This window comes from Sphingomonas sp., from assembly GCF_031426035.1.
Lineage (GTDB): Bacteria > Pseudomonadota > Alphaproteobacteria > Sphingomonadales > Sphingomonadaceae > Sphingomicrobium.
Window position 1 is genome coordinate 1 of the sequence record NZ_JANPKO010000164.1, and the last position, 10,136, is coordinate 10,136.

Below are 10,136 nucleotides of genomic sequence, written 5' to 3' on the forward strand. Positions count from 1 at the left end.
GGTCCTTGAAGCCTTTCCACGCCCAGCGCGTGCGGGCCCGGTATGCGGCATCCTTCTCGACCCGGGGCCACATCCAGGTCTGGCGCCCTTCGCCGACTTCCTGGACCTTCCAGATGTCGTGCTTGGGGCCTTCGACGCCGGGACGGAAGTCGGGGTCGAGGCGGTGGGCGAGGACGCTCAGGCGGTGGTTGGAATCGAGGAACGCCAGGCGGCGCTGGAGGATGTGGTCGAGCTCGGTCGAGATGCGCCCCGACGGCGAAGTGAAGTCGCCGCGGCGGCGGACATATTCTCCGTAGCCGTCGAACGGCATGAAGAACATGGTGTCGGCCAGCCCGACGATCAGCAGGCCGTAAAAATTCTCGTTGGCGGCAACATCCTCGAGCAGGGTCAGCGCGCTGGTGCCGTGGATCGCCAATTGCACCGGGCGAATGCCGGTCAGCGCCTCAAAGCGGTCGAGGTCGGTGTCGAACAGGATGCGCGAATCGCCGACGATGGCGACCGCAGCGGCTTGCGAGCGGGCGCGCTCCTTGACCCACGCCACCTGGCTGTTGTCGAGATCGCCGGCATGCAGGCCGATGCGCCGCGCATTGGCCTCGAGCGCAACCACCCCGAGCGCGAGCGCGATGGCGACGCCGGCCATGACCCGCCCCCACGGCTGCTCGGGGATGTCGCGGGTCGGCACCGGCTGGGCCTGGCCGGGACGGTCGGAGGCGGTCAGGCGCAGCCCGGCGGGGAGCGCCCCCTCGTGCTTCAACACGCCCTTGGGCGGCGGCTTAGAACTGGAAGTAGATGAAGGCACTGCCCGCTCCCTGTTCGGCGACGATCGCGATGGCCATGATGCTCAGCAGTGCGCCGACCAGCCACGCCGGGGTGCGCTCGACGGCGATCTCGAGCGTCTTGTCGCGCATCCACCAGTGGGTGGCGACGATTCCGCCGACGATGACCATCGCGTAAATCATCGGCAGTGCCGCGATCATCGGGATCGGCTTGGCGGCCAGCCCGGCCATCGATTGCAGCATGGTCGCGGCGACGGTGAAATCCTTGGCGCGGAAAAATACCCAGGTGAGGTTGACCAGGACGAAGGTCAGCAGTCCGAGCGCGACCAGCGAGCCGCGGCCGAGCGTGACTCCGGCATAGCGGCCCCTCAGCCAGCGTTCGACCGACAAATAGAGGCCGTGCAGCCCGCCCCACGCGACAAACGTCCATGCCGCGCCATGCCACAGCCCGCCGAGCAACATGGTCCCCATCAGCGCTGCGTAGGTGCGCAGCGGCCCGTGGCGGTTTCCGCCCAACGGAATGTACAGATAATCGCGCAGCCAGCTCGACAAGGTAATGTGCCAGCGCCGCCAGAAGTCCGAAAAACCGATCGCCGCGTAGGGGAAGCGAAAGTTGTCGGGCATGGCGAAGCCGAGGCACAGAGCGACGCCGATCGCGGTGGTCGAATAGCCCGCGAAATCGCAGAAGATCTGCCCGCTGAACGCCAGCGTCGCGACCCACGCGTCGAGCATCAGCGGCACGCCCGAGCGCGCGTCGTAGACCTTTTCGACGACCGGCCCGAGGAAGCCGTCGGCGAGCACCACTTTCTGGAACAGGCCGAGGATGACCAAAGCGAGCCCGAACAGCAGCATCGAGCGGGTTGCGCGCTTGGGCTCGGCGAACTGCGGGACGAGTTCGGTCGGGCGCATGATCGGCCCCGCCACGAGGTGCGGGAAGAAGGTCACGAACAAAGCGTAGTCGAGGAAGTTCTTGGCCGGCTTGGCACGGCGCAGATAGACGTCGAGCGTGTAGCTCAGGGTCGCGAAGGTATAGAAACTGATGCCGACCGGGAGGATGATGTTCCACTCGGGCGGGCGGTACTCGACCCCCGCCGAGGCGGCGAGCACGACGAAATTGTCGAGCAGGAACTGGCCGTATTTGAAGAAGCCGAGCATGCCGAGGTTGACCACCACCGAGGCGATCATCCAGCCGCGGCGCGTGGCCGGGCGGTCGGACTTGACCATCGCCTGCGCCGCCCACCAGTCGACCACGGTCGAGATCCACAAGAGGATCACGAACGGCGGGTTCCACGCGGCGTAGAACAGGTAACTGGCGAGGAGCAGGAAGACCTTTTTAGGCGTCCACCCGAGCGGCATGCTCCACACCGCGAGCACGATAGCGAGGAAGACGACGAAGGTCAGCGAGTTGAAGATCATGCGGCGGCCCTGCCGCTGCGGACGCCGCGCGCCCGCTCATTCGATGCCATCGATGCCCCCCAGCAAATCGGACCGATTGAACGCATGACACGCAGGCCGCGGGACTGCTCCCGTTTGGCCGGCGCGAACTTGTCGTTCAGCCGCCGCCGAAACGCAAGACGGTCCGCGCGAAAGTTGTGGACCGCTTGACAGGGTCGCGGGCCGCTCGTTTAATCGCGCGATGGGGACCGCGATCTCCCCATGAGGCGACAGGCTGAAGCATCGCGTCCTCCACCAGGAAGGGACGCCACATGCCTGCTTTCAATTCGATTTCCGCCGACCAGCTTGCGCGCTTGATGGGCACGCCCGCCGCGCCCGTCATCATCGACGTCCGGCCCGGCGGCGAGGGCCTGATCCCGGGCGCCCGCCGCTACGCCGCGGAGGATGTCGCCGGATGGGCCGGGTCGCTCGCGCGGCGCCCCACCGTGGTGGTGTGCGTCAAGGGCGAGGAGCGCAGCGCGGGGGTGGCCGCCTGGCTGCGCAGTGCCGGAATCGACGCCGAGATGCTCGAAGGCGGGTTCGACGGCTGGGCGGCGGCAGGGCAGCCGGTGGTCGCCGCATCGGCCATCCCGCCGCGCAACGCCGATGGCCATACCGTGTGGGTGACGCGCGCGCGGCCCAAGGTCGACCGCATCGCCTGCCCGTGGCTGATCCGCCGCTTCGTCGATCCGGACGCCGTACTCCTGTTCGTCGCGCCGGGCGAAGTGGCCGGTGTCGCGGAACGGTTCGGCGCGACACCGTTCGATGTCGACGGCGTTTTCTGGAGCCACCGCGGCGAGCTGTGCACGTTCGACGTGATGATCGAGCAATTCGGGCTCGGCGGGGTCGATGCGCTGCAGCGGCTGGCGGTGGTCGTGCGCGGCGCCGACACCGCGCGGCTCGACCTCGCACCCCAGGCAGCGGGCCTGCTCGCGCTGTCGCTTGGCCTATCGCGGATGTTCACCGACGACCTCGCCCAGCTCGACGCGGGGATGATCCTGTACGATGCGCTGTACCGCTGGTGCCGTGATGCGGTCGACGAGACGCACGATTGGGTGTCGCACACGCCCAAGCCGCGCGCGGGTCGGTGAGCGCGGCCCCAGCGGCGCTGATCCTGACCCGCCGCGACATCGCCGCGCTGATGCGCCCTGCCGATTGGCTGCGGGCGGTCGAAGATGGCTTTGCCGCAGCGGCCGACGGCCATGCCCAGTCTCCGCCGCCAATGGCGATTTGCGGTACGGGTGGGACGTTTCACGCCAAGGGCGCGCGCATCCACCTCGAGCGCGATTATGTCGCGCTCAAGCTCAACGCCAATTTCCCCGGCAATCCCGAGCGCATCGGGTTGCCGACGATACAGGGCGCGATCCTGCTGTGCGACGGCACCACCGGCGCGCTGCTGGCGGTAATGGATTCGATCGAGGTCACGCTGCGCCGCACCGCCGCGGCGACCGCGCTGGCAGCGCGCTTCCTGGCCCGGGCGCAGTCCCACAGCGTGTTGATCTGCGGCTGCGGCGAACAAGGCGCGGCGCAGCTCGCCGCGCTGCGCGAGGTGTTGCCGCTGGCGCGCGGATCCGCGTGGGACCGCGACCAGGCCAAGGCTGCTGCGTTTGCGCGCAATACAACCGCCGAGGGATTTCCCATCGAATTAGCGACGGACCTTCCAAAGGCAGCTTGGAAGAGCGACGTGATCGTGACCTGCACCACCGCGCGAACGCCGTTCCTCGACACGGACACGGTGCGTCCGGGGGCATTCATCGCCGCGGTCGGTGCCGACAGTCCCGACAAGAGCGAAATCGCGCCGGCGCTGATGGCCAACGCGTTGGTCGTCGTCGATGTCGTCGATCAATGCGTCGCAATGGGCGACCTGCACCACGCGATCGCGGCGGGCGCGATGCCGCTGGGCGACGTCCATGCCGAACTCGCCGAATTGGTCGCAGGCCATCGGCCGGGACGCACGAGCGACGAGCAGATCACCCTGTTTGATTCGACCGGCACCGCGCTGCAGGACGTCGCGGCGGCGGCGCTGATCTACCGCCGTGCTCTCGAACACGGCAGCGGGCTCGCGATCGTGCTCGGAGAAGTCTAGCCCCGCTTGCCGAGCCGCGCGCAATCGGCCAGCCTGCGCCGGTCGAGCACTGCGGCCGGGAGAGCAAGTGAACAAGGCATCCGCATCCGAACCGTCGCGCCGCCGCGATGTGCTGGTGATCGGCGCATCGTCGCTCGGCACCGTGTTCGAATGGTATGACTTCTACCTCTACGGGCTGCTCGCGGCGATCATCTCCGAGCAGTTCTTCGCCGGGGTCGATTCGACCAGCGCGTTCATCTTTGCCCTCGCCGCGTTTGCCGCGGGGTTCGCGGTGCGGCCGTTCGGGGCGCTGGTGTTCGGGCGGCTCGGCGACCTGGTCGGGCGCAAATACACCTTCCTCATCACCATGGGGCTGATGGGGCTGGCAACCTTCCTCGTCGGACTTTTGCCGGGTTACGCTTCGATCGGAGTCGCCGCGCCGGTGCTGCTGGTGGTGCTGCGGCTGGTCCAGGGGCTCGCGCTCGGCGGCGAATATGGCGGCGCCGCAACCTACGTCGCCGAGCACGCGCCCGAAGGCCGACGCGGCCTCTACACCAGCTTCATCCAGACCACCGCGACGCTCGGGCTGTTCGCCGCCTTGCTGGTGGTGATCGGCACCCGCACCGCGCTCGGCGAGGAGGCGTTCAAGGACTGGGGCTGGCGCATCCCGTTCCTGCTCTCGGCGGTGCTGCTCGGCGTGTCGCTGTGGATCCGGCTGCAGTTGGCGGAAAGCCCGGCATTCGTAAAAATGAAGGCCGAGGGGACGCGCTCGAAGGCGCCGATCAAAGAAGCGTTCGGGCGCTGGATCAATTTGAAGGTCGTGCTGATCGCGCTGTTCGGCGCGGTCGCCGGCCAGGCCGTCGTTTGGTACGCGGGGCAATTCTACACGCTGTTTTTCCTCGAGCGCGTGCTCAAGGTCGATGCCGCCGCAGCCAACATCATGGTGGCGATCGCCCTGGCGCTGGCGACCCCGTTCTTCGTGCTGTTCGGCTGGTTGTCGGACCGCATCGGGAGGAAGCCGATCATCCTCGCCGGGCTGGCGCTGGCAACCCTGACCTATTTCCCGTTGTTCGCCGCATTGACCACCGCCGCCAATCCCGCGCTGGCCGAGGCGCAGGCGCGCGCCCCGGTGACGGTGATCGCCGATCCCGCCGGCTGCTCGTTCCAGTTCGATCCGATCGGCAAAACCAAGTTCGACCGCCGCCCGTGCGACATCGCCAAGTCGGCACTGGCCAAAGCAGGGGTCAGTTACGACAATGTCGGCGCTGCGGGCGGTGCGGCGGTCAAAGTCGGCGAGCGCACGATCGCCGTGCAATCGGCGGAGCAGTTCGCGCCGGAGCTAAAGGCCGCGCTGGCGTCCGCCGGCTACCCCGAAAAGGCCGACCCGGCGCGCATCGACCGCGTCCGCGTGACCGCGATCCTGTTCATCCTCGTGCTCTATGTGACGATGGTCTACGGGCCGATCGCGGCGCTGCTGGTCGAGCTGTTCCCGACCCGCATCCGCTACACCGCGATGTCGCTGCCCTACCATATCGGGAACGGCTGGTTCGGCGGCTTTTTGCCGGCCACCGCGTTCGCCATCGTCGCCGCGCGCGGCAATATCTACGCCGGGCTGTGGTACCCGGTGGCGATCGCCGGGATCGGCTTCGTCATCGGCCTGCTGCTGCTCCCCGAAACCCGCGGGCGCCGACTCGACTGATCCTCAACCCTTGCTTTCGCCAGGAATCGGCGTCGGCGTGTCGAGCGTTTCGATCACATATAATCGCTTGACCATCACCATCGTCACCACCGCCAGCGGCGCGGCCAGGATCACCCCCAGCGTGCCGAACAAAGTGCCGAACCCGATCAGCGAAAACAGCAGAACGACGCCGGGCAGATCGACCGCATATTGCTGGATCAGCGGCGACAGCAGATTGCCTTCGACCTGCTGGATGACGAGGTAGAGCAGAGCCACCCACAGCGCCATGTCGGGGCCGACCACCAGCGCGAGCAGGACCGCCGGCACCGCCGCAATGATCGGCCCGGCGAACGGGATGAACTCAAGCAGCCCGGCAAGCAATCCGAGCACCAGCGCCGACGGCATGCCGAGCGCCCACAGCCCGACGCCGGTGGTCACGCCCACGGCAATCATCGCGATCGCCTGGCCCTTCAGCCACAGCCGCAGTGCGCGCTCGGATTCGTGCATCGCTTCGGCGGCCACCTTGCGCCGCGCCGGAGGCACCAGCTTGATCGCACCGATGCGATAGAAATTGGGCTGGGTGGCGAGATAGATTCCGGCGAAGATGACGACCACGAGATCGGCGATGCCGCCGCCGATTGAGAGCAAAGTGCGGCCGAACCCGGACAGGCTGCTGCCGCCGGGGGTGGTGATGCTCGCCATCAGCCGCTCAAACTGGTTGCTCAGCCCGAAATTGCCAATCTGCGCCTCGAGCGCCGCCCACGCCGCCGGCAGCGCCTTGGCCAGTTCGTCGACTTGTTGCCCGATATGCGCCCCGAACAGCCCGACCAGCCCGCCGACGGTGCCGAGGACGAGCACGATCGACAGCCCGGTCGCGACCTTGGCGGGAAGCCGCGCGGTGGAGCACAGCCAGTCGGCTACCGCGCGAAAGATCGAGGCGATGACCACCGCCCCGAACAGCATCAGCAGGATGATCCGCAATTGCCACAACAGGAACACCAGCGCGGCGAGGCCAAGGACGATCAGGACCCGGCGGACGAACATTTTCTCGCTGGTTGGTACTTCACCGCGCTGTGCCAATCTCGCCTCCGACCGTCGCTCGATCGACAAAGCGCCGCGCGCGCAACTGTTCCGCCGCGATAACGATTCGGCTCAGGCCGCGGGCCAGCCTTCGAGGATCTCGACGAAGCGGGTCAGCCAGGCGTTGGTCTGGTGGCCATCGACGACGCGGTGGTCGATGGTCAAGGTGACGTAGGCCATCGGGCGCACCAGGATCGCGTCCTGCCCGCCGATCTCGCGCACCACCACGCGTTTTTCCAATTTGCCGATCCCGAGAATCGCGGCCTGGCCGGCGTGGAGGATGATCGGGCTGGCCAGCAGCGAGCCCGACACGCCGTGGTTGGAGATGGTGAAACTGCCCCCCGAGACGTCGGCGCCGGTCAATTTGCCGGCGCGCGCGCGTGCCGTGAGGTCGTCGAGCTTGGCGCCGATTTGCTCGAGCGACAGCGCCCCGGCGTCCTTGACCACCGGGACCACCAGCCCCTTGTCGCCGAGCGCGGTGCCGACGCCGATGTCGATGGTTGGCGAGACCGCGATGCGGTCGTCCTCCCACCGCCCGTTGATCGCCGGGGCGACCGCCATCGCGTCCGCGGCGGCTTTCACGATGTATGCGGTGTAGCTGAGCTTGGTGCCCTCAGCGGCGAGCGCGGCCTTGTGCGCGGCGACCGCGGAGAAATCGGCTTCGAACAAAGCGGTGACATGGGGCGCGTCGCTGACCGCGCGCACCATGTTTTCCGCAATTTTGAGGCGCATGCGGTCGTGCGGGATGTCGCCGCCGGCGAACTGGCGCGGCTGCGCGGTGGCGGGCGCGCCGACGCTGACCACGGTGGCTGCGCCGACCGCGCGGTCGACATCCTCGCGCGTGATCCGCCCCCCGCGCCCGGTGCCGGACAGCCGCGCGGGGTCGATGCCGTGCTGGAGAACGGCACGTTTGACCGAGGGCGACAGGCGCGCCTCGCCACCCCCGTTCATCCCGAGCGAAGTCGAGGGACTTGTTCGAGCGGAGCGAGAAGCCTCGGCTGCGCTCGGCCTAGTCCCTCGACTATGCTCGGGAGGATCGGATTGGGTAATGTCGGTGCTGATCCGCCCCAGCAGCGCCCCTGGCACCGCCTCGGCGTCGGTATCCAGCAAGATCTCGCTGAGCACCCCGGCGGCCGGCGCGGGCACCTCCTGGGTGACTTTGTCGGTCTCGAGCTCGACCAAGGGATCGTTCTCGGCGACCGCATCGCCGACTTGGCGGAGCCAGGCGCGGACCACCGCCTTGGTCCCTTCCTGCTCGTCGGGAACGAGGACGTCGATGGTCATCTAGAACCCCACCAGGCGGTCGATTTCGGCGCGGATGCTTTTGGGCGAAGGCAAAGCGGCTTCCATCAGTGACGGATGATGCGGGCTGGGGATGTCGGGCATCGTTACGCGGGCTACGGGCGCGTCCAAATCGAGGAACGCCTCGTCGGCAACCACAGCGGCGATCTCGGCGCCGAACCCGCCGGTGCGCAAATCCTCGTGGACGATCAGGCAGCGGCGGGTGCGGCGGACGCTGTCGAGCACCATGTCGCGGTCCCACGGCATCAAGGTGCGCAGGTCGATGACGTCGGCGGAAATGCCGTCCGCCGCGGCCTCGCAGCGCGGCACCATCGCGCCCCAGGTGACGATCGTGATTGCATCGCCCTCACGCGTCTTCCGCGCGCGCCCGAACGGCAGCACGAACGCATCGCCCGGCCACGGCCGCCGCGCCCAGCTGTCGTCGAGCATCGCGCGATGCTCGAAGAACAGCACCGGGTCGTGCCCGCGAAGGCTCGCGCGCAGCAGCCCCACCGCGTCCTCGGCATTGGACGGCACCGCGACCTTCCACCCGGGGTTGTGGACGAACTGCACCTCGTTGGTCTGGCTGTGCCACGGGTCGCCGCATTTGAAGAAGCCGCCCGGCACGCGCAGCACCATCGGCGCCGCAAAACGGTTGTGGGTGCGCCAGCGCATCGTCCCGCAATCGTTGATCTGCTCGGTCGCCGGCTCGGCATATTTGCGGAACTGGATTTCGGGCACGGGCATCAGCCCGGCGAGCGCCATGCCGACCGCGCGGCCGACGATACCTTCCTCGTTCAGCGAGGTGTCGAACACCCGCGCCCGCCCGTACTTTTCCTGCAAGCCGAGCGTCACCGCGTGGACCCCGCCCTTGGGGCCGATGTCCTCGCCGAACAGCAGCACTTTAGGGTTGGCGGCGAGCTCCTGGTCGAGCACGCGGCGGATCGCGGTGACCATGTTGATGCGCTGGCCTTCCGGCTGCGGCTGGTCGGTGGTGCCGTCGAGGCCGAGCCCAGCCCCGCCGCCGACTTCGCTCGCCGTGCCCTCATAAAAGACATGGTCGGCGACCCGCTCGGGCGACGACACGCCGCGCGCTTCCGCTTCGGCGCGCGCGGCGTCAACCGCCCATGCGACCTCACTTTCCAAGGCCGTCCATTGCTCGTCGCCGAGCTGCACCGCGGCGCAGTGCGCCTTCAATTTGGGTAGCGGGTCGCGCGCCCATTCTGCGGCGATTTCGGCCTCGCTCTTATAGCCCTGGGTGTCCTGGAAGCTGTGCCCCTCGAGCCGCGGCACGGTCAGCCGCAGCAGCACGGGCGCACGCCTGGTTCGCACGTGCCGCACAGCCTCGCCCACCAGCCGCGCGGCTTCGTCGGGATGGGTGCCGTCGCCGTTGAAGATGGTCAGACCCGAGAAGCTCGCGAGGTTGGCGGCGATGTCCTTGCCCGGGGTCTGATAGTCCGAGGGGACCGAGATCCCGTAGCCATTGTCCTCAACGTAGATCAGCAGCGGCAATTGTTGAGTCGTGGCAATTGTTAGCGCGGACCAAAACCCGCCCGTGGCGCAGCTCGCATCGCCGCCGAGCACCACCGCGATGGCATCGTCAGGCCCCTCTTTGAGCACCTCGGCCTTGTAGGCGATCGCCTGCGCCCAGCCCGCCGCGGGAGTGTATTGCGCCCCCACCCCGCCGCACATCGGCAGCGCGTGGGCGCCGCCGGGATTGGGGTAATTGAACACCACGCCGATATCGCGGCCGTCGGAATAGCCGCCGGCGAGTCCCATTCCCGAGCCAAGCGCGTCGGCCAGCGGAACGTCCAACGCGAGC

At 68.0% G+C, this 10,136-nt stretch carries 8 protein-coding genes; 3 read left to right on the forward strand and 5 right to left on the reverse strand.

Translation table 11 applies throughout. From position 1 onward, the window contains the following. On the reverse strand, positions 1 to 754 hold a 754-nt coding region (locus tag RMP08_RS12245), incomplete at its 3' end, for a hypothetical protein (protein WP_310469281.1). Positions 755 to 773: 19 nt separating this feature from the next. After that, entirely contained in the window at positions 774 to 2,192 is a 1,419-nt protein-coding gene (locus tag RMP08_RS12250; RefSeq protein WP_310469282.1) for an MBOAT family O-acyltransferase, read from the reverse strand. 290 nt (positions 2,193 to 2,482) lie between these two features. On the opposite strand from RMP08_RS12250, the gene RMP08_RS12255 reads away from it, so the two are divergent. The 3 genes from RMP08_RS12255 to RMP08_RS12265 all read left to right on the forward strand — a co-directional run bounded on the left by RMP08_RS12255 (position 2,483) and on the right by RMP08_RS12265 (position 5,974). Further along, positions 2,483 to 3,301, forward strand: coding sequence for a chromate resistance protein ChrB domain-containing protein (locus tag RMP08_RS12255; protein WP_310469283.1), 819 nt, complete (start codon positions 2,483 to 2,485; stop codon positions 3,299 to 3,301). Next, the gene (locus tag RMP08_RS12260) at positions 3,298 to 4,296 is read left to right on the forward strand and encodes an ornithine cyclodeaminase family protein (protein WP_310469284.1); all 999 of its coding nucleotides are present in this window, start codon (positions 3,298 to 3,300) and stop codon (positions 4,294 to 4,296) included. The genes RMP08_RS12255 and RMP08_RS12260 overlap by 4 nt, the downstream gene beginning before the upstream one ends. A 67-nt stretch (positions 4,297 to 4,363) precedes the next feature. Then, on the forward strand, positions 4,364 to 5,974 hold the full coding sequence (locus tag RMP08_RS12265) for an MFS transporter (protein WP_310469285.1): 1,611 nt from the start codon (positions 4,364 to 4,366) through the stop codon (positions 5,972 to 5,974). Positions 5,975 to 5,977: 3 nt separating this feature from the next. Here RMP08_RS12265 and RMP08_RS12270 read toward each other — a convergent pair whose 3' ends face one another. The 3 genes from RMP08_RS12270 to RMP08_RS12280 all read right to left on the reverse strand — a co-directional run. Further along, the gene (locus tag RMP08_RS12270) at positions 5,978 to 6,997 is read right to left on the reverse strand and encodes an AI-2E family transporter (RefSeq protein ID WP_310469286.1); all 1,020 of its coding nucleotides are present in this window, start codon (positions 6,995 to 6,997) and stop codon (positions 5,978 to 5,980) included. Between the two features lie 108 nt (positions 6,998 to 7,105). Then, positions 7,106 to 8,317, reverse strand: coding sequence for a 2-oxo acid dehydrogenase subunit E2 (locus tag RMP08_RS12275; RefSeq protein WP_310469287.1), 1,212 nt, complete (start codon positions 8,315 to 8,317; stop codon positions 7,106 to 7,108). Next, positions 8,318 to 10,136, reverse strand: a 1,819-nt coding sequence (locus RMP08_RS12280) for a transketolase C-terminal domain-containing protein (RefSeq protein ID WP_310469288.1), incomplete at its 5' end; no start/stop codon positions are given.

Coding starts and splice junctions, on each gene's coding strand:
- RMP08_RS12270 (WP_310469286.1), bottom strand. CDS start 6,997: ATGTTCGTCCGCCGGGTCCTGATCGTCCTTGGCCTCGCCGCGCTGGTG.
- RMP08_RS12250 (WP_310469282.1), bottom strand. CDS start 2,192: ATGATCTTCAACTCGCTGACCTTCGTCGTCTTCCTCGCTATCGTGCTC.
- RMP08_RS12275 (WP_310469287.1), bottom strand. CDS start 8,317: ATGACCATCGACGTCCTCGTTCCCGACGAGCAGGAAGGGACCAAGGCG.
- RMP08_RS12255 (WP_310469283.1), top strand. CDS start 2,483: ATGCCTGCTTTCAATTCGATTTCCGCCGACCAGCTTGCGCGCTTGATG.